Origin of the sequence: Kitasatospora sp. NPDC057500 (genome assembly GCF_042802195.1) — a bacterium.
In the GTDB taxonomy this organism is placed as follows: domain Bacteria; phylum Actinomycetota; class Actinomycetes; order Streptomycetales; family Streptomycetaceae; genus Kitasatospora.
In genome coordinates, this window is the sequence record NZ_JBHVER010000001.1 from 86,920 (window position 1) to 110,284 (window position 23,365).

General features: G+C 74.9%; 8 protein-coding genes. 2 read left to right on the forward strand and 6 right to left on the reverse strand.

Going from position 1 to position 23,365, the window contains the following annotated elements; translation table 11 throughout:
* Positions 1–587: 587 nt before the first annotated feature.
* Positions 588–2,393, forward strand: coding sequence for a BTAD domain-containing putative transcriptional regulator (locus ACFU74_RS00195; protein ID WP_380749432.1), 1,806 nt, complete (start codon positions 588–590; stop codon positions 2,391–2,393).
* 99 nt (positions 2,394–2,492) lie between these two features.
* The gene (locus ACFU74_RS00200) at positions 2,493–3,155 is read left to right on the forward strand and encodes an O-methyltransferase (protein WP_380749245.1); all 663 of its coding nucleotides are present in this window, start codon (positions 2,493–2,495) and stop codon (positions 3,153–3,155) included.
* Between the two features lie 42 nt (positions 3,156–3,197).
* Here ACFU74_RS00200 and ACFU74_RS00205 read toward each other — a convergent pair whose 3' ends face one another.
* The 6 genes from ACFU74_RS00205 to ACFU74_RS00230 are packed head-to-tail and all read right to left on the reverse strand — an operon-like array spanning position 3,198 to position 23,310.
* Complete coding sequence (locus ACFU74_RS00205; RefSeq protein ID WP_380749435.1) at positions 3,198–4,298, reverse strand: HAD-IIIC family phosphatase; 1,101 nt, start codon at positions 4,296–4,298, stop codon at positions 3,198–3,200.
* A 35-nt stretch (positions 4,299–4,333) separates the two neighbouring features.
* Positions 4,334–5,449, reverse strand: coding sequence for an acyl-CoA dehydrogenase family protein (locus ACFU74_RS00210; RefSeq protein WP_380749249.1), 1,116 nt, complete (start codon positions 5,447–5,449; stop codon positions 4,334–4,336).
* A complete protein-coding gene (locus ACFU74_RS00215) occupies positions 5,442–5,723 on the reverse strand; it encodes an acyl carrier protein (protein WP_380749252.1) in 282 nt (93 codons plus the stop codon). Before ACFU74_RS00215 ends, ACFU74_RS00210 begins: the two co-directional genes overlap by 8 nt.
* Positions 5,724–5,745: 22 nt before the next feature.
* Positions 5,746–6,615, reverse strand: coding sequence for a 3-hydroxyacyl-CoA dehydrogenase family protein (locus ACFU74_RS00220; RefSeq protein WP_380749255.1), 870 nt, complete (start codon positions 6,613–6,615; stop codon positions 5,746–5,748).
* Positions 6,616–6,632: 17 nt separating this feature from the next.
* On the reverse strand, positions 6,633–12,986 hold the full coding sequence (locus ACFU74_RS00225) for a type I polyketide synthase (RefSeq protein WP_380749258.1): 6,354 nt from the start codon (positions 12,984–12,986) through the stop codon (positions 6,633–6,635).
* A gap of 31 nt (positions 12,987–13,017) precedes the next feature.
* Entirely contained in the window at positions 13,018–23,310 is a 10,293-nt protein-coding gene (locus ACFU74_RS00230) for a type I polyketide synthase (protein ID WP_380749261.1), read from the reverse strand.
* Between the last annotated feature and the right edge of the window lie 55 nt (positions 23,311–23,365).

Genomic DNA, 23,365 nt, shown 5'->3' on the forward strand with positions numbered 1-23,365 from the left:
CCCGATCGACGGCGATCGGCCGGTCACGGGCACGGCATATGACAGCCTGCCATGCCCCTCGGAATGTCAGCAAGTACGCATCGGAGCGTATCCGGCCGCTCATGTCCGGGTTCAATTTCGGCCGTTTCTTCGGCGAATGGTGAGAACGTTGCAGTGCGGAGCAATCCCGTGGGATCTACTTGGCTCCGACCCAGCAGCAGCGGTCCGGCCGGACCCGCCGCACCGCGGATCCGGCCGAGGAGGCGAGGGCACCTCATGGCAAGGCCGTACGCCGTCGGCGACCTCCATGTCGCCCGGCCGGAGGACAGGGCGATCGTCGAGGGGCGGCGGCTCCGCCGTTCCTGTCGGACCGCCACCGGCCCGGTCCCGGCTGCCGTGCTGGTGCCGCGCAGCGTAAACCCGGCACGAGCGCAAGACCCTGCGCTCTAGGAATACATCTAGATCCGACAGGACCGCGTTGACCTGCACATGGCCACCCAAGACGCTGGAGGCGATCCTGCCCACCGGTCGTGCGATGAAGAGGACTCCCGTTGAACTTCCTGTTGCTGGGCCCGCTTTCCGTCCGGTTGAACGCGCGTGAGGTGCACGTGTCGGCGCCGAGGCAGCGCGTGGTCATGGCGGCGCTCCTCCTCAACGCCAACCGGGTGATCTCGGTCGACCGGATCGCCGAGTACGTCTGGGACGACGCCCCGCCGCCGAGTGCCGCCGCGACCGTCCGCACCTATGTGATGCGCCTGCGGCAGTCGCTGGGCGAGCACGCCTCCGCCCGGATCCTCACCCGGGCGCCCGGCTACCTCCTCGAACTCGGCGAGCACGAGAGCGATCTCGGGCAGTTCACGGCCCACCGCCGGCGCGCGGCGGAGCTGGCCGAGCGCGGAGACCTGGAGGGCTCCTCCGCCGAGCTGGCCGAGGCGCTCGCCCTGTGGCGCGAGGAGCCGCTGGCGGACATCCCGTCGCGGACGCTGCGCGACGTGGAGGGCCGCTACCTCCAGGAGCTGCGCCTTCAGACCATGGAGCTGCGGTTCGACACGGAGCTGGCCCTGCTGAGGCACGCCGAGGTCGTGCCGGAGCTGGTGCGGCTGGTGCGGAAGCACCCCTTGCGGGAGGCCCTGGTGGGCAAGCTGATGCTGGCGCTGTTCCGCTCGGGGCGGCAGTCGGAGGCCCTGGACCTCTACCGGCGCACCCGGGTGCTGCTCGTCGAGCAGCTCGGCGCCGAGCCGAGCGCCGATCTGCGCGAGGTCCACCGGAGCATCCTCTCGGCCGACGACCGGCCCCGTACGCCTGACCCGCTGGAGCAGCCCGCGGCGACGCCCGCCGCTGTCTGGGAGAGGCCGTCCTGCTGGCCGAGTCCGGCGCAGCTTCCCTCGGTGCCGCTGCCGCTGTCCGCCCGCTCGGGTGCGCTGGCGCGGCTGCAGCACTTTCTCACGACCGGCACGATGCCCGCGGGCATGGTGGCGACCGCGGTGGTGACCGGCCGGGGCGGTGTCGGCAAGAGCGCGCTGGCCCTGCACGTGGCGCACACCGTGCGCGGTTCCTCGGTGCACGGCCAGCTCTATGCGGATCTCGGCGGAGCCGAGCGGCCGTTGACCGCCCGGGCGGTGCTGCCGCGGTTCCTGGCGGACCTCGGTGTGCCCCGGGACGAGATACCCGAGGAGGAGTCGGAGCGGGAGAGCCTCTACCGCTCGCTCACCGCGGGCCGCCGTCTGCTGGTAGTGCTCGACAACGCCTCCAGCACCGCGCAGGTGCGGCCGCTGATACCGGGCAGCGGGGGCAGCAGGCTACTGGTGACCAGCCGACGGCGGCTGGCCGATCTGGAGGGGGCGCGCACCCTCCTGCTCGGCCCGCTGGACGAGGCCGGGTCGCTGGAACTGCTGGGCAGCATCGTCGGCCCGGCCAGGGTCGGCGCCGAGCCGCAGGCGGCCCGTTCGGTGCTGACGGTCTGCGCGGGCCTGCCGCTGGCGATCCGGATCGCGGGGACCCGGCTGCTGGAGCGCCCCCACTGGAGCATCGGGCACTTCGCCCGGCGGCTCACGGAGGCCCCGCGGCTGCTGGACGAACTGTGCACGGGCGACCTCGGTGTCCGGCCCTGCCTCGACGCCGACCACGCCGGGCTCCGGCGGACGGCTCCGGCCGGGGTCGACCCGGCCGAGGTGTTCACCGCACTGGGTGCTGCCGGAGCGTGTTCGGTCTCCAGCAGTAGGGCCGCGGTGATGTTCGGCTGCTCCGAGGCACAGGCCGAGGAGGCCCTGGACGCCCTGGTCGAGGCGAATCTGCTGGGTGCGCCGACGAGGGGCCACTACCGGCTGGACGCGCTGCTGCGGGCGTACGCCCGTGAGCGGGCGCAGGCGGTCGCCGTACGGCAGCACGGCCACCCGTTCATGCGCGCCGGATGACCGTCCCGGCGGCCCGCCGTCGCCCCGATCCTTCTCGACCCGATCTCCTTCGATCCGACCTCCTGCGACCCGCATCTCCTTCGAGAGGACACCTTCGCCATGGCCGACCAGACAGCAGCCACCCGCGACCTGCTCGCCTACGTCCGGGACGTCTCCCTCCGTGACGACGACCTCCTCAGGGAACTGCGGGAGACCACCGCGGACCTGCCCGGCGGGACCGCCATGCAGGTGATGGCCGAGGAGGGCCAACTACTGGCCCTGCTGGTCGGGTTGACGGGGGCGCGGGCGGTGCTGGAGCTCGGCACCTTCACCGGCTACAGCACCCTGTGCATGGCCCGCGCGCTCCCGGCCGACGGGGTGCTGGTGTCCTGCGACATCGACGACCGGTGGCCGGCCCTCGGCGCCGACTTCTGGAAGCGGGACGGGGTCGACTCCCGGATCGACCTGCGGATCGGCGATGCCACCGCGACCCTGGACGCGCTGCTGGCGGAGCGCGGACCGGAGAGCTTCGACCTGGTGTTCATCGACGCGGACAAGGCCAACTACGTCCGCTACTACGAGACTTCGCTGGCCCTGCTGCGCCCCGGCGGTCTGATCGTCGTCGACAACACCCTCTTCTTCGGCCGGGTCGCCGATCCAGCCGCCACGGACCCGGACACCGCCGGGGTCCGGGCCCTGAACCGGCTGCTGCACGAGGACCCCCGGGTGGAGCTGTCGCTGCTGGTGATGGCCGACGGGATCACCCTCGTCCGCAAGCGCTGAGAGCGGCGGACCGGAGCCCGGGAGCGCCGGCCGCCGCGGCGGTCACGACGTTCCCGGGCCCCCTTCCGGTACGTTCAGGTCGGGTGCGTCCACGCTGATGACGGTGGACACCTCGCGCGGTCCGGGGACCAGGTGCAGGCGCTGGAGGCCGGTGTCCTCGGGAGCCGGTGCGAGGACGGCGGCGCACGGGCACGGCGCCTCGTCCAGGCCCTCGAAGCCCGCGAACCGGTAAGCGATCTCCATCATCCGGTTGCGTTCGGTCGCCCGGAAGTCGGCGACCAGGTGGACCCCGGACCGCGCGGCGGCGTCGGCCAGCCAGTTCAGCAGGGTCGCGCCGGCGCCGTAGGCGACGACCCGGCAGGAGGTGGCGAGCAGCTTGAGGTGCCACAGGCCCGGGTGCCGCTCCAGCAGCAGGACGCCGACCGCACCGTGCGGGCCGAACCGGTCGGTGAGGGTGACCACCAGGACCTCGTGCCGGGGGTCGGTGATCAGGCCGCGCAGCACCGCGTCCGGGTAGTGGACCCCGGTCGCGTTCATCTGGCTGGTGCGCAGGGTGAGTTCCTCGACCCGGGACAGCTCCTCGCCGGTGGCCCGGCCGATGCGCATCCGCAGGTCCAGGGAGCGCAGGAACTCCTCGTCGGGGCCGGGGGCGGCGGCCCGCTCGGCCTCGCGGCGGAAGCCCGCCTGGTACATCTGGCGGCGCCGCCGGGAGTCGACGGTGCTGGTCGCGGGGGTGAACTCGGCGAGTTCGGGGAGGGCGAGGACCTGCTCGGCCGGGTAGCACCGCACGTCGGGAAGGTGGAAGGCCACTTCGGCGCGTTCGGCGGGTCGGTCGTCGACGAACGCGATGGTCTTGAGCGCGAAGTTCAGCCGGTCGGCGATCCGGCGCACCGACTCGGACTTGGCGCCCCACCCGATCTCCGGCAGGACGAAGTACTCGGCCACGCCGAATGCCTCCAGCCGGGCCCAGGCGTGCTCGTGGTCGTTGCGGCTGGCGACGGACTGGAGGATGCCGCGGGAGTCGAGCTCGATCACCACCTTGCGCACCTCGTCCGGCAGGTGCACCTCGCCGTCCTCCAGCAGGGTGCCCTGCCAGAGGGTGTCGTCCAGGTCCCAGACCAGGCACTTGACGGTCTCGGCCATGTCGTCCTTCCTCGTCTCGTCGGCCGCGGTCCCGCTCACGATGCGCCCCGCGCGGAGAGGGCGTGCTCCGCCAGCATCAGCCGGCACAGCTCGTTGCTGCCCTCGATGATCTCCATCAGCTTGGCGTCCCGGTACGCCCGGGCCACCGCGTGCCCGTCCCGGGACCCGGCCGAGGCCAGTACCTGGACGGCCGTCGCCGCGCCCCGGGCGGCCTGGGTCGCGCTGACGTGCTTGGCCAGCACGGTCGCCACCACCTGGTCCGGCGACCCTTCGTCCCAGCAGCGGCTGGCGTGCTCGCAGGCCCGCGCGGCCACCTGCTCGGCCGTGTAGAGGTCGGCGAGGTGCCCGGCGACGAGCTGGTGCTCCGCGAGCGGCCTGCCGAACTGCTCCCGTCCGGCGGCGTGTGCGGTGGCCGCCGCCAGACAGGCCCGCAGGATGCCCACGCACCCCCAGCCGACGGACATCCGCCCGTAGGCCAGCGCGGTCGTCACCAGCAGGGCGGGCGGCAGGGCGTGACCGCCCAGGACGCTGTCGGCCGACAGGCGGACCCCGTCGAGGTGGACGTCCGCGTGTCCGGCCGCGCGGCAGCCGAGCGGGTCGGCGATCCGCTCGATCCGGACGCCGGGCGTGTCGGCGGGCACCACGACGGCCACCGCGCCGTCCTCGTGGCGGCCGACGACGACCAGCAGGTCGGCGTAGTGGGCGGCGGTCACCCACTTCTTGTGCCCGTCGACGACGACCGCGTCGCCGTCGCGGCGGACGGTCGTCGTCATCGCCGCGAGGTCGCTGCCGGCGCCGGGCTCGCTGAAGCCGACCGCGGCCAGTGCGCCGCCGGTCAGCCGGGGGAGGTGGACGGCCGACTGCTCGACGGTGCCCAGGCGCTGGATGGTCCATGCCGCCATGCCCTGGGACGTCATCACGCTGCGCAGCGAGCTGCACAGGCCGCCCACGTGGGCGGTGTACGCGCCGCTGTGCATGCTGCTGAGCCCCCAGCCGCCGTACTGCTCCGGGACTTCGGCGCACAGCCGGCCCTCGGCGCCCAGCTCGCGGAGCAGGTCCAGCGGGATGAGGCCGGTCCGGTCCCACTCCCCCGCCAGGTCGCCGACCCGCAGGGTGACGGAGAGCATGGCGCCGCTCAGGTCCTCACCCATGCCGACCCCCGGCGGCGGGCACCCGGAGCCGGTCCACCAGCTCCGCCATCCGCCGTACGGTGCGGAAGTTGTCCAGCCGCAGGTCCGCGCCGCGGACGGCGACGGCGTAGGTCTTCTCCAGGTGCACCACCAGCTGCATGGCGAACAGGGACGACAGGCCGCCGGTCTCGAACAGGTCGGTGTCGGCGTCCCAGGCGGTTCCGGTGCGTCCTTCCAGGAAGCCCAGCAGTTCCTTCTCCACGTCGTTGGTGTCGGGCGTGTTCGCTGTGGTCATGGCCGTCTCCTCGTCGGGGTGATCAGGTGTAGTCGAAGAAGCCGCGCCCGGACTTGCGGCCCAGCCGGCCCTCGCGGACCAGCCGGAGCAGCAGTTCGGCGGGCCGGCAGCCGTCGTCGCCGGTGCGTTCGTGGAGCACGGTGAGGGAGTCGACGAGGTTGTCGATGCCGATCAGGTCCGCGGTGCGCAGCGGGCCGGTGGGGTGTCCCAGGCAGCCCTGCATCAGGGCGTCGACGTCCTCGGCCGTCGCCGTGCCCTCCTCCACCACCCGGGCCGCGTCGTTGATCATCGGGTGCAGGAGGCGGCTGGTCACGAAGCCGGGCGCGTCCCGGACGACCACCGGCCGCCGCCGCACTGCCGTGAGCAGGGCCGATGCGGCGGCCATCGCGGGGTCCCCGGTCCTGGCGCCGCGGACCACCTCGGCGGTTCCGATCAGGTAGGGCGGGTTCATGAAGTGGGTGCCGACCAGTTCCTCCGGCCGCTCCACGGCCCCGGCCAGTTCGTCGACGGGGATGGAGGAGGTGTTGGTGATCAGCAGGGTTCCGGGCCGGACCAGTCCGGAGACCTCGGACAGGACGGCGGCCTTGACCGCGGCGTTCTCGGTGACCGCCTCGATGACGGCGGTGGCTCCGGCGGCGGCCTTGAGCGAGGTGTCGGTGGCCAGGGTGCCGAGGGGCGTCCCGGCGGGCAGGGCGCCCATCAGCTCGGCCAGCCGGAGTTCGCCGTCGATCAGCTCCGCGGCTCGGTCGAGCCGTTCCCGGTCGATGTCGACCAGGTGGACCGGCAGGCCGTGTCCGAGGGCGAGGACGGTGATTCCGACGCCCATCACCCCGGCTCCCAGCACGGTGAGGGCGTGTCGCGGAGGGGGATCGTCGTACGGTGCTGTGGTCAACGGGTTCTCCTTCGTCTTCACAGGTCGTCGGGGGTGCGGAGGGTGGTGCCGAGCCAGTCGGCGACGGCGTCGCCGGTGGTCGCGACGTGCTGTTCCATGATCGAGAAGTGGTCTCCGGGGACGTCGACGACGGTGTCGGCACCGGCCCAGGACGAGCGCCAGTCGCCGGCCTCGGCGGACGGGCGGCCGAGCGGGGTGGAGGCGCGGACCAGCAGCAGCGGGGCGCGGACCGCCGGCGGTTCCCAGTCGTCGAGCAGACGGAAGTAGCCGCCCATCGCGGTCAGCCGGGTCCCGTCCATCGGGGCCGCCCGGTCCTCGCGGGCGAACATGCCGCCCAGCAGGACGTCGTTGAACTGGGTGATGCCCTGGTTGTCGGAGAGGTAGGTGTCCAGCAGCACCACGGCCGCCGGACCCTCGCCGCGCTGCTCCAGCACGGCGGCCACTCCGTGGGCGAGCGTGCCGCCGGAGGAGGAGCCGGCCAGGACGAGCGTTCGGCCGGGCAGTTCCCGGAGCAGCGTCGTCGCCTGGAAGTCCAGCAGGGCCGACATGTCGGCGGGCAGTTCCTCCTCGGGGGTGAATCCGGGGGCGTCGAAGGCGGCGACGGCGTAGCGGTCCCGGAAGCGGGAGGCGAAGCGGGCGTACTGGTGGGCGCCGCCGAGGGCGACGACGGAGCCGAAGCAGACGAGTACGGGGGCGTCGGCGCGCTCGTTGAGCCGCAGCAGCCGCGGGCCGGTGCCGGCGGCTGCGAGGTCGCTGCCGCTGTGGAAGGCCGGGCGCAGGGCGGAGGCGTTCTTGAGCAGGGCGATGCCCTCGTCGATCCGGCCGATCGCGCAGGCCCGGCGGAACAGCACGCTCACCGGGTCGGTGTCGGCGGCGTCGGACGCAGCGGCGCCGGTTCCGGTCGCGGGTGCCGTTTCGGGCCGGGGGGTGTCTTCCGTCCGGGCCTCGGCGGCCAGGCGCGCCGCGAGCGCGGCGGGGGTGCCGCTGTCGAAGACGGCGGAGGGCCGTAGCCGCAGTCCGGTGGCGGCGGCCAGCCGGTTGCGGAGCTCGACCGCGGTCAACGAGTCGAATCCGACGGAGAGGAAGGGCACCGTCGCGGACAGCGCCCCGGAGTCGGTGTGGCCGAGGACTTCGGCGGCCTGGGCGAGGACGAGTTCGCGCAGGACCAGCTCGCGTTCCTGTGCGTCGGCGGCGGCGTCGAGCCGGTGCCGCAGCGCTGCGGCGGCGGTCGGCGGCCGCTTCGCTCCGGTCGCCGCGGTCGGGCTGCGCCGGACCAGGGAGCGCAGCATCGGGTGCACCGGGCCGTCGCCGCGCACGGTGAGGTCGAGGTGGGCCAGCACGACGGGGCTCCCGTCACCCGGCGGGGCGGCGTCCGCGGCGCACGCGGCGTCCAGCAGGGCCATGGCCTCCTCGTCGGACAGGCCGCGGGCGCCGCGCCGGTCGATGCGCCGCCGGTCGGGGCCGCCGAGCTCCGCCGTCATCCCGCTCACCCGCTCCCAGGGCCCCCAGGCCAGCGACAGGCCGGGGAGCCCGAGCCGTCGGCGTTCCGCGGTGAGGGCGTCGAGCGCGGCGTTGGCGGCCGAGTAGGACGCCTGGCCGGGGCTGCCCAGCACGCCCGCGGCGGAGGAGAAGACGACGAACGCGGAGAGGTCCGCCGCGCGGGTCAGCCGGTCGAGGTGGCGGGCGGCGTCGAGCTTGGGCCGCAGGACGCTGGCCATCCGCTCCCCCGTCAGCCCGTCCAGCAGACCGTCGTCGAGCACCCCGGCGGTGTGGACGACGGCACACAGCGGGTGGCGTTCGGGGACGGCCGCCAGGGCGGCGGCCAGTGCCTGGCGGTCGGACACGTCGCAGCTGAAGGCGTCCATCTCGGCTCCGGCCCCGGCCAGCTCCGCCCTCAGTTCCGGCATGCCGGGGGCGTCGGCACCTCGGCGGCTCAGCACGAGGAGGTGGCGCACCCCGTGCGCGGCGACCAGATGGCGCGCCAGGACGGCCGCGAGGGCGCCGCCGCCGCTCAGCAGTACCGTCCCCTCGGGCGGTCCGAACGGCCTGGCCGAGCGGACCTCGGGGGCGGTGGCGGCGGCGGTGGCGGCGGTGGCGGCCGCCGGCCGTACCAGCCGGGGCACGTACAGGGCGCCGCCGCGCAGGGCCGCCTGCGGCTCGCCCGTGGCGAGGAGGTCGGCGAGTGCTTCGGCGAGACCGTCCGCGTCCGGCCCTTCGGTGTCCAGCAGCACGAACCGGTCGGGGTGTTCGAGCTGGGCGGCCCTGAGCATGCCCCAGACGGCCGCCGCGCCGAGGTCCGTCGGCTGCGGCTGCGCGCCGAGCGGGCCGACCGCACCCCGGGTGAGCACCACCAGGGGCGTACGGGCGGTGGTGTCGTCGGCCAGGTGGGCCTGGAGGAGGTCCAGGACCCCGGACACGACCACGTGCACCACCGCGGGGTCCGCGTCCGCGGTCGCGGTGTCGGCGGTCACCGCACCGGCGGACGGGGGGCAGGTCAGCAGCAGCGCGTCGGGTGTCGCGGACGGGGGTTCGGCGGGGAACCCGGCCGGCAGCAGCCGCTCGTCCCGCGGGCCGAGGAGGCCCCAGCGGGTGACCGGGCGCGGGCCGGGCCCGGCGGTGACCGGTGTCCAGCCGACGTGGAAGGCGGATCCGGAGGACGCCCGCAGCGCGGCGGTGGACGCCGTGCGCAGGGTGAGCGAGCCGACCGTCGCCACGGTGCGCCCCGAGGGATCGGTGATCCGCGCGGAGACGGCGTCGGGGCCGTCGGGACGCAGCCGGACGCGCAGGACCTGCGCGTCGGAGGCCTCGATCGCGACGCGCTGCCAGGAGAACGGCAGGGGGACGCCGTCGGCGGGCTCCGCGGTCGCGGCGCCTTCGCGCAGACCGGTCGTCTGGAGTGCTGCGTCCAGGAGGGCCGGGTGCACGCCGAAGCCGTCCGATCCAGTGCCGGGGAGGCCTTCGGGCAGGGCCACTTCGGCGTGGATCGCGTCCGCGGTGCGCCATGCGGCGCGCAGGCCCCGGAATGCCGGGCCGTAGGCGACGCCCCGGGCTTCGAGCAGCCCGTAGAGTTCGTCCACGTCCAGGGGGACCGCGTCGGGCGGGGGCCACGTGCCGGCCGGTTCGGCGCTGTCGTCCCGGTCGGCCGAGGGGTCCCGGGGGCCGACCGTGCCGGTCGCGTGCCGGGTCCAGGGCCGGTCGGCGGCGCCGGGGGCGGCCTCGGGCCGGGAGTGGAACTCCACCGGGCGCCGCCCCGTGCCGTCCTCGGCACCCACCCGTACGCGCAGTTGCACGGCCTGGTCGTCGGCGGCGTCGCCGGGCAGCAGCAGCGGGGCGGCGAGGGTCAGTTCCTCCACGAGAGCGCAGCCGAGGCGGCGGCCCACGTGCGCGGCCAGCTCCACCAGGGCCGCGCCGGGCAGGATCACGGCTCCGGCCACGGCGTGGTCGACCAGCCAGGGGTGTGTGGCCGCGGAGAGCCGGCCGGTGAAGAGGGTGCCCGCGTCGTCGGGCAGTTCGACCTCGGCCCCGAGCAGCGGGTGGTCCACGGCGGACTGGCCGACGGCCGCCTGGTCCCGGGCCGCCGGCAGGGCGTCGAGCCAGTAGCGGCGTCGCTGGAAGGCGTAGGTCGGCAGGTCCACCCGCTGGGCGCCAGTTCCCGCGAACAGCCGCTCCCAGTCGACGCGCAGGCCCCGGACGTGTGCCCCGGCGAGGGCGAGCTGGAGCCGGCGGAGCCCTCCGGCCCCGCGCCGCAGGGTGTCGAGCACCAGCGTCTCCGGGGCGCCCACTTCGGCGGCCGTGTCCTCGATCGCGTACATCAGGGCGGGCTGGGGGCTGGACTCGATGAAGACGCGGTGCCCGGCCGCGAGGAGCGCGCGGGTCGCCCGCTCGAACTCGACGGTCTGTCGGAGGTTGCGGTACCAGTACTCGGCGTCCAGGGCCTTCGTGTCCAGCAGGCCGCCGGTCACGCTGGAGTAGTAGGGCACCGCACCCGGAAGGGGGGTGATGCCGTCCAGGTCGGACAGCAGGCGCTCCCGGATCTCCTCCACGTGTGAGGAGTGCGACGCGTAGTCGACATCGATGGTGGTCGCCCACACCCCTTCCTCCAGGAGTTCCTCCACCAGTGCCGTGACCGCGTCCGCGTCGCCCGACACCACCGACGACGAGGGGCCGTTGACCGCCGCCACCGACAGCCGGCCCGCCCACGGGGCGATCCGCTCCCGCGCCACGTCCACCGGCAGAGGCAGCGAAGCCATCCCTCCCCCGCCCGCCAGCGCCGCCACCGCACGGGAACGCAGCGCGACCACACGGGCCCCGTCGTCGATACTCAGAGCGCCCGCCACGCAGGCGGCCGCGATCTCGCCCTGGGAGTGGCCGACCACAGCGTCCGGAACGACGCCGAAGGCACGCCACACCTCCGCCAGCGACACCATCACCGCCCACAGCACCGGCTGAACCACGTCCACCCGCGAAAGCAGCAGCTCCGAGCCCAGCGCCTCCGTCAAGGACCAGTCCACAAAAGGCGCCAGAGCCCGGCCGCACTCCGCCATCCGCCCCGCGAACACCTCCGAGTCGTCCAACAACCCCGCAGCCATCCCCACCCACTGCGAACCCTGGCCCGGGAACACCAGCACCGAACGGCCCGGGAGCAGCCCGCCGCCGGCCATCACGTCCGCCGAGCCCACGCCCCGCGACAGGTCGGCGACACCGGCCAGCAGCTCGCCCCGGTCCGCCCCCACCACCACCGCACGCTCCGCGAACCGCGAACGCCCCACCGCCAGCGAATGCCCCACGTCCAGCACGCTCAGGCCCGGTTCCGCCACCACCCGCTCGTACAGCGCCGCCGCCTGGGCGCGCAGCGCATCCGGAGTGCGCGCCGACAGGATCCAGGGGACGGCGGCGAGCGCCGGTTCCGGCGCGGCGGGCCGGTCGACCGGCTCGTCGGTGGCAGCCGTTGCGTCGGTGCCGGCCATTGCGTCGGCCCGGGCGGTGAGGGCCTGTTCGAGGACGACGTGGGCGTTGGTCCCGCTGGCACCGAAGGAGGACACCCCGGCCCGGCGCGGCCGTCCCGTTTCCGGCCAGGGGGTGGCCTCGGTGAGCAGGGAGACGGCTCCCTCGGTCCAGTCGATGCGGGGCGAGGGGCGGTCGACGTGCAGGGTGCGCGGCATCACGCCGTGCCGCATCGCGAGCACCGACTTGATCACCCCGCCCACGCCCGCGGCGGCCTGGGTGTGGGACAGGTTGGACTTCAGCGATCCCAGCCGCAGCGGCCGCCCGGCGGGCCGGTCCTGCCCGTACGTGGCCAGCAGCGCCTGGGCCTCGATGGGGTCGCCGAGGGTCGTGCCGGTGCCGTGCGCCTCCACCATGTCCACCTCGGACGGGGCGAGTCCGGCACGGGCGAGCGCCTCGTTGATGACGCGCTGCTGCGCGGGCCCGTTCGGGGCGGTCAGCCCGTTGCTGGCGCCGTCCTGGTTGACGGCCGAGCCGCGGATGACGGCCAGGACGGGATGCCCCGCGCGCCGGGCGTCCGAGAGCCGTTCCAGCAGGAGCAGGCCCAGGCCCTCCCCGAACCCGGCTCCGTCCGCCGCGGCCGAGAAGGACTTGCTGCGCCCGTCGGGTGCCAGGCCGCGCTGGCGGCTGAACCCGACGTACAGGCCGGGGGTGGACATCACGGTCACCCCGCCGGCCAGGGCGAGGGCGGTGTCGCCGGAGCGCAGCCCCTGGCAGGCGAGGTGGACGGCGACCAGGGAGGACGAGCAGGCGGTGTCCAGGGTCACCGCCGGGCCTTCCAGGCCCAGGGTGTAGGCGATCCGGCCCGACGCGACGCTGGGGATGGTGCCGGTACCGAGGAAGCCTTCCACGTCGTCGGGCACCCGGCCGAGCCGGGACCCGTACTCGCTGTAGATCACTCCGGTGTAGACGCCGGTGCGGCTGCCGCGCAGGGTCGTCGGGTCGATGCCCGCGCGTTCCACCACCTCCCAGGACGCTTCCAGCAGCAGCCGCTGCTGCGGGTCCATGGCGAGGGCCTCGCGCGGGGAGATGCCGAAGAAGCCGGGGTCGAAGCCGGTCGCGTCGTGGAGGAAGCCGCCTTCACGGACGTAGAAGGTGCCGGGGGCGTCGGGGTCGGCGTCGAACCCGCCCTCGACGTCCCAGCCGCGGTCGGTGGGGAACGGCGAGACCGCATCCCGTTCCTTGACCAGCAGCTCCCAGAGGTCTTCCGGGGTGCGCACGCCGCCGGGGTAGCGGCAGCTCATCGCCACGATGGCGATCGGCTCGGCGGAGTCGTCGCGGAGCCGTCGGTTCTCCTGCCGCAGGCGCTGGTTGTCCAGCAGCGAGGCGCGCAGGGCGGCGACCACCTGGTCCGTGTCGGTGGGCATGGGGTTGGGCTTCTCCTTCTGCGGCTGTCGGTCAGTCACGTTCGCCGCCCAGGGCCATCCGGACGAGTTCGTCGACGGCCATGCCGTGGATGTCGGCGGCGGGAGCCGGTGTCTGCGGTCGGTCGGCGAGGTCCAGGAGCGCGTCGAGGAGACCGGCCCGCCGCAGTGCGGCGGGCGGGATCGCGGCGAGCAGGGAGCTGATCTCGTGGTCCTCGCGGTCCGCCCGGCCCGGCGTCCCGGCGGCCTTCCCGGCGGCGGCCGGTCCGCCCGGCCCGTCGGGTACCAGGCGCCCGGCGAGGTAGGCGGCGACGGCGGCCGGGGTGGGGTGGTCGAAGACCAGGGTCGCGGGCAGCCGGCGGCCGGTGGCGGCGCTGAGCCGGTTGCGGAGCTCGACGGAGGTGAGCGAGTCGAAGCCGAGGTCCTTGAACGCCTGGTCCGGGTCGACGGCCCCGGCTCCGCCGTGGCCGAGGACGTCGGCGACCCGGCTCCGTACCAGGTCGAGCAGGGTCTCGACGAGTTCGTCCGGGGTGAGGCCGGTCAGCCGGCGGCGCAGCGAGTCCGCTTCGGCGGCGTCCGCCCCGGAGGCGGGGCGGCGTGCGGTGCCGGGGACCAGGGCGGAGAGCAGGGCCGGGACGGGCGCGGTCCGGGCCGCCGTCCGGAGCCGGCCGAGGTCGATCTTGACCGGGACGAGCAGCGGTTCGTCCAGGGTGAGCGCCGCGTCGAACAGTGCCAGGCCTTCTTCGCTGCCGATGGCCGCCGTGCCTCCCCGGGACATGCGCCGCAGGTCGGCGGCGGTGAGCGTTCCGGTCATGGTGCTGCGGCGCGCCCACAGGCCCCAGGCGAGTGACTGGGCGGGCAGCTTCAGGGCCCGGCGGTGCTGGGCGAGCGCGTCGAGGAAGGCGTTGGCGGCCGCGTAGTTGCCCTGCCCGGCGTTGCCGACCGTGGCGGAGGCGGAGGAGAACAGGACGAAGGCCGACAGCGGCAGCTCACGGGTGAGGGCGTGCAGGTTGAGGGCCGCGTCGACCTTGGGCCGCAGTACGCGGCGCATCCGCCCGGGGGTCAGCGAGTCGACCGTCCCGTCGTCCAGGACGCCGGCCGCGTGGACGACCGCGCTCAGCGGACGGTCGGCGGGGATGCCGGCGAGCAGGGCGGCGAGCGCGTCCCGGTCGGCGACGTCACAGGCCTCCACATCCACCCGGGCGCCGAGTCCGCGCAGTTCGGCGGCGAGGTCGGCCAGGCCCGGGGCGTCCACGCCCCGCCTGCCGACGAGCAGCAGGTTCCGTACGCCGTGCGCGGTCACGAGGTGCTGCGCCACCAGGCCGCCGAGCGCGCCTCCTGCCCCGGTGACCAGGACGGTTCCCCCGGCCGCGGCGATACCGGACGGCGTGTCCGTGCCCGGGTTCGGGTCCGTGGCGGCGGTGGCCCTGGTGAGGCGGGCGGCGAGGAGTTGTCCCTCGCGTATCGCCAGTTGGGGTTCCGTTCCGGCCAGTGCCCGGGGCAGCAGGCCGGTCACGGCGGCCGGGTCGTCGGTGTCGATCAGCAGGAAGCGGTCGGGGTGCTCGGACTGGGCGGAGCGGACGAGGCCGCGGACCGCGGCGCCGGTGAGGTCGGTGACCTGCTCGCCGGCGGCCGTGGAGACCGCGCCCCGGGTGACGAGTACGAGCCGGGTGCCGTCGTCCCACCGCGGGTCGGCCAGCCAGTCCTGGACCAGCCGCAGGGCGTCGTCCAGTGCGGCGTGCACGGATGCCGCGTCGGGCGGGGACGGGATGTCCGGGGTGTGGTCGCACCAGGCCAGCACCGCGGAGGGCGACGGCGCTCCGCCGTCCAGCGCGGCAGCGAGCGCGGCCAGGTCCGGATGGCCGTCCGGGAAGAGCTCCCGGCCGCCGAGGACAGCCCATATCCCGAGGGGGTCGGCGGGTGCGGTGGCGGGCGCCGGCGACCACTGCAGCCGGTAGAGGGACTCCGGGCCTCCGCCCGGGCGGAGGGTGTCGAGGTCGATCGGGCGGACGGCGAGCGCCTCGACCGACGTGACCGGGAGGCCGTTCGGGTCGGTCGCGTCGATCGACACCGATCCGTCCGGCGCGAAGCCGAGCCGTACCCTGAGCGCGGTGGCTCCGGAGGCGTGCAGCCTGACGCCGCTCCAGGAGAACGGAAGTCCGGCGGACGGTCGGTCCGGGCCCGGCTCGGCTTCCTGCTGAGCGCGCAGGAACAGCCCCTGGAGGGCGGCGTCCAGAAGGGCGGGGTGGACGCCGAAGTCGGAGGCGGACCGGTGCTGGTCCTCGGGCAGGCGCACCTCGGTGAAGATCTCCTCGCCCCGGCGCCAGGCAGTGGTGAGCCCGCGGAAGGCGGGTCCGTAGCCGTATCCGGAGGCGTGGAACCGCTCGTACAGGTCGTCGACGGGGATCGGGACGGCGCCGGGCGGGGGCCAGGAGCCGGCGTCGTCCGGTACGGGTGCGGGCGACGGCTTGCGGGTCGTGGCGTCCGCGGTGAGTCGGCCGGTCGCGTGCGCGGTCCAGTGCGGGGTCACCACGTCCTCGCGGCAGGAGAACAGGTCCAGGGAGCGGCTGCCGTGCGCGTCCGCGGCGCCGACCCGCACTTGCAGGCGGACGGCGGTGTCGGCGGGTATCAACAGCGGTGACTGGAGCGTCAGTTCCTCCACCGTGTGGCATCCGGCCTCGTCGGCGGCGCGTACGGCGAGTTCCGCGAAGGCCGCGCCGGGCAGCAGGACCGTACCGGCCACGGCGTGGTCGGCGAGCCAGGGGTGGGTACGCAGCGACAACCGGCCGCTGAGCAGCAGTTCACCCGTGTCGGCCAGCTCGATGGCCGCTCCGAGGACGGGGTGGTCGGCCGGGTCGAGCCCGGCCGAGCCCACATCGGCCGCCACGGTGGGCGCCGGCTCGGGCCAGTAGCGGCTGCGCTGGAAGGCGTACGTCGGCAGCTCGACACGCCGCGCCCCCGGGAACGCACCCGACCACTCCACCCCCAACCCCCGCTCCCACGCACGCCCCACCGCACGCAGCACCTGAGCCGCACCACCCTCCCCGCGACGCAACGTCCCCAACACCGCGGCATCCACACCCGCGGCCTCCACCGACTCCCCCACCGCCACGCCCAACACCGCATGCGGACTCGACTCCACGAAGAACCGGAAACCCTCCCCCAGCAGCGCCTCCGTGGCCCTCCCGAACTCCACCGTCTCCCGCAGATTCCGGTACCAGTACCCGGCGTCCAGGGCCTCCGTGTCCAGCCAACCACCCGTCACCGTCGAGAAGAACGGCACCGAACCCGACCGGGGCACGACGCCGTCCAGATCGGAGAGCAACCGCTCACGAACCTCCTCCACATGCGCGGAGTGCGACGCGTAGTCGACCTCGATCAGACGCGCCCGCACCCCCTCCCCCACCAGCACATCGACCAGCCCCACCACCGCGTCCGCATCACCCGACACCACCGTCGACGACGGACCGTTCACCGCCGCCACCGACAACCGGCCCGCCCACGAGGCGATCCGCTCCCGTGCCACGTCCGCCGGCAACGGCAACGAGGCCATGCCACCCCGCCCCGCCAACGCCCCCACCGCACGGGAACGCAACGCCACCACCCCCGCCCCGTCCTCCAGACTCAGACCACCCGCCACACAAGCAGCCGCGACCTCACCCTGCGAGTGACCCACCACCGCATCGGCCACCACACCGAACGAACGCCACACCTCCGCCAGCGACACCATCACCGCCCACAGCACCGGCTGCACCACATCCACCCGCGCCAGCAACCGCTCCGAACCCAACGCATCCACCAACGACCAGTCGGTGTAAGGCGCCAGAGCCCGACCGCACTCCGCCATCCGCCCCGCGAACACCTCCGACTCGTCCAACAACCCCGCAGCCATCCCCACCCACTGCGAACCCTGACCCGGGAACACCAGCACCACACGACCGTCGACCGTGCGACCGCCGTCCCACGCCCCCGAGTCGTCGTCGGCCATCCGGCCCAGCAGGGTGCGGAGTTGGTCCCGGTCCCCGATCAGTGCCTTCCGGTACTCGAAGGCGGTGCGCGCATGCAGGGCGGACCCGATGTCGCGCGGGTCGGGTACGGGGCCGCCTTCGAGGTGGCGGCGCAGCCGGTCGGCCTGGAAGCGCAGTGCCTGCGGGCTCTTCGCCGACAGCAGCCAGGGCACCGCCGGCAGAGGGGTGCGCTCGGCCGGCGGGCCGTCGTCTTCCAGGGGGGTGTGTTCGAGGACGGTGTGGACGTTGGTGCCGCTCAGGCCGAAGGAGGACACCCCGGCCCGGAAGGGGCGACCGTGGGACGGCCAGGGCTGCTGCTCGGTCGCGAGGGCCACCGCTCCGCGCGTCCAGTCGACGTGGTCGGAGGGCCTGCCGACGTGCAGGGTGCGGGGCACCTGCCCGTGGTGCATGGACAGCACCGTCTTGATGACCCCTGCCACGCCCGATGCCGCCTGGGCGTGGCCGAGGTTGGATTTGAGGGAGCCGACCAGCAGGGGCCGGTCGGCGGGCCGGTCCTGGCCGTACGTGGCCAGCAGGGCCTGGGCCTCGATGGGGTCGCCGAGGGTGGTGCCGGTGCCGTGCGCCTCCACCACGTCCACCTCGGACGCCGTCAGGCCCGCGTCCGCCAGCGCCGCCCGGATCACCCGCTGCTGGGAGGGGCCGTTGGGGGCGGAGAGTCCGTTGCTGGCGCCGTCCTGGTTGACGGCGGAGCCGCGTACCACCGCCAGTACCGGGTGGCCGTTGCGGCGGGCGTCCGACAGCCGCTCCAGCAGCAGGACGCCGACGCCCTCGCCCATGCCCATGCCGTCCGCGTCGTCCGAGAAGGCCTTGCAGCGGCCGTCCTCGGCGAGTCCCCGCTGACGGGAGAAGCTGATCAGGGCACCGGGGGTCGCCATCACGGCGACGCCGCCGACCAGGGCGAGGGAGCAGTCGCCGCCGCGCAGCGCCCGGCCGGCGAGGTGCATGGCGACGAGTGAGGAGGAGCAGGCCGTGTCGACGGTCACCGCGGGGCCTTCGAGGCCCAGGGTGTAGGCGACCCGGCCGGATACGACGCTGGGTGCGCTGCCGGTGAGCAGGTGGCCGTCTCCCTCCTCCGACCGGGCCACGACCGCCGCGTAGTCGGCGTAGTTGACGCCGGTGAACACTCCGGTGCGGCTGCCGCGCAGGGCGGCCGGGTCGATGGCGGCGCGTTCGATCGCCTCCCAGGTGGTTTCCAGGAGCAGCCGCTGCTGGGGGTCCATGGCCAGGGCCTCGCGCGGCGAGATGCCGAAGAACTCCGCGTCGAAGTCGGCGGCGTCGTGGAGGAAGCCGCCCCGCCGGGTGGTCGAGGTGCCGGGGCGGTCGGGGTCGGGGTCGTAGAGGGCTTCGACGTCCCAGCCGCGGTCGGTGGGGAGGTCCGAAACGGCGTCGCCACCGTCGGCGAGCAGGCGCCACAGGTCTTCGGGCGTGCCGATGCCGCCGGGGAAGCGGCAGGCCATGGACACGATCGCGATCGGCTCGTCGGGCGCGGGCGGGTGTGCGGCGGCGTCCGGGTCGGAGGGGCGCGGCTCGGCGGCCGGCCGGCCGAGCAGTTCGGCGCGGATCTCCCGGGCGAGCGCGGTGGACGACGGGTGGTCGAAGATCAGGGTGGACGGCAGCCGCAGTCCGGTGGCGGTGTTGAGCCGGTTGCGGAGTTCGACCGCGGTGAGGGAGGCGAAGCCCATGTCCTGGAAGGCCTTGCCCGGCCGGATCGTGTCCGCCGAGGGATGGCCGAGGACGGCTGCCGCGTGGGTGCGGACCAGGTCGAGCAGCAGGCGGTGCTGTTCGGATTCACCGAGGGCGGCGAGCCGTTGGCGCAGCAGCGCGGCGGCGGGTGCCAACGTGTCGTCGGCCGTCGTCTCCAGGGCGCGGCGGGCTTCGGGGATGCCGGTGAGCAGCGGGCTGGGGCGGGTGGAGGTGAAGACGGCGGCGAACCGCTCCCAGTCGACGTCGGCGACGGTGAGTACGGTCTCGTCGTCGTCCAGTGCCTGTCGCAGGGCGTGGAGCGCGAGGTCGGGGGCGAGCCGGGGCAGGCCGTGCTCCTCCAGTTTGAACAGGTCGGCGTCCTCCCCGGCGAGGCGCTCCTGCCAGGGGTTCTCGGCCTGCCAGATGCCCCAGTCGACGGTGGTGGCGGTGAGGCCGCGGGCCCGGCGGTGCTGGGCCAGGGCGTCGAGGTAGGCGTTGGCCGCGGCGTACGCGCCGTGGTCGCCGCTGCCCCAGACTCCGGCGATCGAGGAGAACAGGACGAAGGCGTCGAGTTCGCGGTCGAGCAGGGCGTCGAGGTGTTCGGCGCCGGCGGCCTTGGCGGCGACGATCTGCTCGAACGCGGACATCGGTGTGCCGTCCAGGGGGGCGAGCGCGACGAAGGCGGCCGCGTGGACGACCGCGGTGACCGGGTCACCCGCCGTCTCCAGGCCGGTGAGCAGCGCCGCCACGGCCTGCCGGTCGGCCAGGTCGCAGACGGGCAGGGTCAGTCGTACGCCGAGGGCGGCCAGTTCCGCGGCGAGTTCGGCCGCGCCGGGCGCCTGGGGGCCGCGGCGGCCGGGCAGGACGAGGTGGGTGGCGCCGCTGCGGGCCAGCCAGCGGGCGAGGTGCGGGCCGACGGCTCCGGTGCCGCCGGTCAGCAGGACGGTGCCGCGGGGCTTCCAGTGCTGCGTGCGGCCGTCGTTCCGGGGGGCGCGCCGAAGGCGGCGGGCCAGGAGGCCGGTGGGGCGCAGGGCGAGCTGGTCCTCGCGGCCGGCGCCGTCCGTGCCGGTGCCGGCACCGGAGGCCGTCAGTACGGCGGCGAGCCTGGCCCTGGCGCGGGCGTCGAGTTCCGGCGGCAGGTCGATGAGTCCGCCCCAGCGCGCGGACACTTCCAGCGCGGCCACCAGCCCGGTGCCCCAGACCAGTGCCTGGCGGGGGTGGGTGACCGGGTCGTCCGGGCCCGTGGACACCGCCCCGGCGGTGGCGCACCAGAGGGGTGCCGTGAGGGCGAGGTCGCCCAGGGCCTGCACCAGGGCGACGGTGAGTGCCGTCCCGGCGGGCAGGGCCGGGTGATCGGGGTGGGGCTGGTCGGCGGCGGCCAGCAGCGACAGCACACCCGTCGGGACGCGGTCGCCGAGGGCGGTGGCGAGCGTGTCCGCGAGGTCCGTGCGGCGGACGGCGCCGGCCGTGAGTTCGGCCGTGACGACGGTGGCGCCCGCTTCGGTGAGGGCGAGCAGCGGGCCGCGTACCCGTGCGTCGTCGTCGTGTCCGGCGGGCAGGACGACGAGCCAGGTGCCGGCGGCGGGGGTGGCGGCCGGCGGGTCGGGCAGGGGCTGCCAGCCGATGCGGTAGCGCCAGGAGTCGATGACGCTCTGCTCGCGCCGCTGCTTGCGCCAGCCGCGCAGGGCCGGCAGTACGGGGGCGAGGGCGTCCTCGTCGACGGCGAGGTGGGCGGCGATCTCGGCCGGGGCGTCGTGGTCGACCATGTGCCAGAAGGCCGTGTCGTGCGGGTCGGCGGCGGCCGGTCCGGTGTCGGGCAGCGCCTCCGGCTCCAGCCAGTAGCGCCGCAGCTGGAAGGGGTACCCGGGCAGGGCGGTCGGTCGGGCACCGGTGCCGGCGTACACCGCGGACCAGTCGACGGCCGCGCCCGCCACCCACAGTTCGGCGGCCGAGCGCAGGGCGCGGCGCAGTCCGCCGTCGTCGCGGCGCAGGGTGCCGACGACGACGGGCGGCTCCGCGGCGCCGGTGGCCTCGGCGGTGTCCTGGAGGGCCATGGTCAGCACCGGGTGCGGCGACACCTCGACGAAGACCTCGTGGCCCTGCTCGACCAGGGAGCGCACGACCGCCTCGAAGCGGACGGTCCCGCGGAGGTTGCGGTACCAGTAGTCGGCGTCCATGGCCGTGGTGTCGAGCCGGTCGCCGGTGACGGTGGAGAACAGCGGGATCCGGGCCGGGAGCGGCCGGACGCCGGCGAGCGCGGCCAGCACCTCGGACCTGATCCGTTCGACCTGGGCCGAGTGCGAGGCGTAGTCCACGGGAACGGAGCGGGCCCGTACGCCCTGTGCGGTGCAGTGGGCGAGCAGTTCGGCCAGGGCTCCGGTCTCCCCCGAGACCACCACGGCGGCGGGCCCGTTGACGGCGGCCACCGACAGCTTCTCGGCCCAGGGGGCGATCTCGGCGCGGACCCGGTCCTCGGGCAGGGACACCGCGACCATGCCGCCGAGGCCGGCCAGCGCCCGGATGGCCCGGCTGCGCAGGGCGACAACCTTCGCCCCGTCCTCCAGGCTCAGCGCTCCCGCCACCACGGCGGCGGCGATCTCTCCCTGGCTGTGCCCGACCACGGCGTCGGGCCGGATGCCCCAGGACTCCCAGTGCGCGGCCAGTGACACCATCACCGCCCACAGCACCGGCTGCACCACGTCCACCCGTTCCAGGGAGGGTGCCCCGGGCTCGCCCTCCAGGACGGCGGGGAGCCGCCAGTCGACGTGGGCGGAGAGGGCGGCGTCGCAGGCGGCGAGGCGGTCCCGGAAGGCGGGGCTGTCGGCGAGCAGGTCCCGGGCCATGCCGGCCCACTGGGCGCCCTGGCCCGGGAACACCAGCGCCGTCCGGCCCTCGACGACCCGGCCGGTGCCCACGACGACGTCGGCGGGCGCGGCCGGGGCCGGGCCGGCGGGGAGGTCCGTGCCCGGTCCGGACAGGGCGGCGAGCCCGTTCAGCAGCGCGGGGTGCCCGTCGCCGATCACCACGGCCCGGTGTTCGAAGGCGGACCGGGTGGTCGCCAGCGAGAACCCGGTGTCGGCCGGCCGTGCGGGCGCGTCCGTGGCGAGCCGAGCGTGCAGCCGGGCCGCCTGGTCCCCGAGCGCGGACGCGGTGCGCCCGGACAGCACCCAGGGCAGCACGGCCCCGGGCGCGCCCGGCCCGGTCACGGTGTCCGGACCGTCGGTCACGGCTTCCGGTCCGTCGGCCGGTTCCGGCTCCGGTGCCTGTTCGAGGATGACGTGCGCATTGGTGCCGCTCATGCCGAACGAGGACACCCCGGCCCGGCGCAGCCGGTCGACGGCGGGCCAGTCGCGGGCCTCGGTGAGGAGTTCGACGGCGCCCGAGGACCACTCGACGTGCGGGGTGGGCGCGTCCACGTGCAGGGTGCGCGGCATGACACCGTGCCGCAGCGCGAGGACCGTCTTGATGACCCCGGCGACCCCGGCGGCGGCCTGGGTGTGCCCGATGTTCGACTTCAGCGACCCCAGCCACAGCGGACGCCCGGCGGACCGGTCCCGGCCGTACGTGGCCAGCAGCGCATCGGCCTCGATGGGGTCGCCGAGGGTGGTTCCGGTGCCGTGCGCCTCCACCAGGTCCACCTCGGACGCGGTCAGGCCCGCGTCCGCGAGCGCCGCCCGGATCACCCGCTGCTGGGAGGGGCCGTTGGGCGCGGTCAGGCCGTTGCTGGCGCCGTCCTGGTTGATCGCCGAACCGCGCAGCACGGCCAGCACCGTACGGCCGTTGCGGCGCGCGTCCGACAGCCGCTCCAGCAGCAGCATCCCCACACCCTCGCCCCAGCCGGTACCGTCCGCGGCCGCCGCGAACGGCTTGCAGCGGCCGTCCGGGGACATCGCGCCCTGCCGGCTGAACTCGACGAACACCGCCGGGAGCGCCATCACGCTGACCCCGCCGGCGAGGGCCAGCGAGCACTCACCGGCCCGCAGGGCCCGTGCCGCGAGGTGCAGCGCCACCAACGAGGCCGAACAGGCGGTGTCCACGGTGACGGCGGGGCCTTCGAGTCCGAGCGCGTAGGACACCCGCCCGGACATCACGCTCATCGAGTTCCCCGTCATCAGGAACCCCTGGACGGCTTCGGCGGCGCCGGGGCCCAGCGTCGCGTACCCCTGGTCGATGGCCGCGGCGTACACCCCGGTACGGCTGCCCCGCAGGGTGAGCGGGTCGATGCCGGCCTGCTCGACGGCCTCCCAGGACGCCATCAGCAGGAGCCGCTGCTGTGGGTCCATCGCGACCGCCTCGCGGGGCGAGATGCCGAAGAACTCCGGGTCGAAGTCCGCCGCGCCGTCGAGGAACGCCCCCCGCCCGGGGACCGTGCCGCCGGACGGCCAGGCGGCTTCCCAGCCGCGGTCGCCGGGGACGGGCGCGACGGTGTCACGGCCTTCGGCGAGCAGTTCCCACAGGTCCTCCGGGGTGCGGACGCCGCCGGGGAAGCGGCAGCTCATCGCCACGATCGCGATCGGCTCGCTGGTGCGGGCCTCGGCCTCCCGGAGCCGCTGCCGGGTGTCCCGCAGGTCGATGGTCACCCGGTTGAGGTAGTCGCGCATCCTCTGGTCGCTCACTGGACACCGCTGCTTTCGTCTCGGGCTGCTCGGGTCTCGTCTCGGGGTGCGCGGG

Coding starts and splice junctions, on each gene's coding strand:
- ACFU74_RS00200 (WP_380749245.1), top strand. CDS start 2,493: ATGGCCGACCAGACAGCAGCCACCCGCGACCTGCTCGCCTACGTCCGG.
- ACFU74_RS00205 (WP_380749435.1), bottom strand. CDS start 4,298: ATGGCCGAGACCGTCAAGTGCCTGGTCTGGGACCTGGACGACACCCTC.
- ACFU74_RS00210 (WP_380749249.1), bottom strand. CDS start 5,449: ATGGGTGAGGACCTGAGCGGCGCCATGCTCTCCGTCACCCTGCGGGTC.
- ACFU74_RS00225 (WP_380749258.1), bottom strand. CDS start 12,986: ATGCCCACCGACACGGACCAGGTGGTCGCCGCCCTGCGCGCCTCGCTG.
- ACFU74_RS00215 (WP_380749252.1), bottom strand. CDS start 5,723: ATGACCACAGCGAACACGCCCGACACCAACGACGTGGAGAAGGAACTG.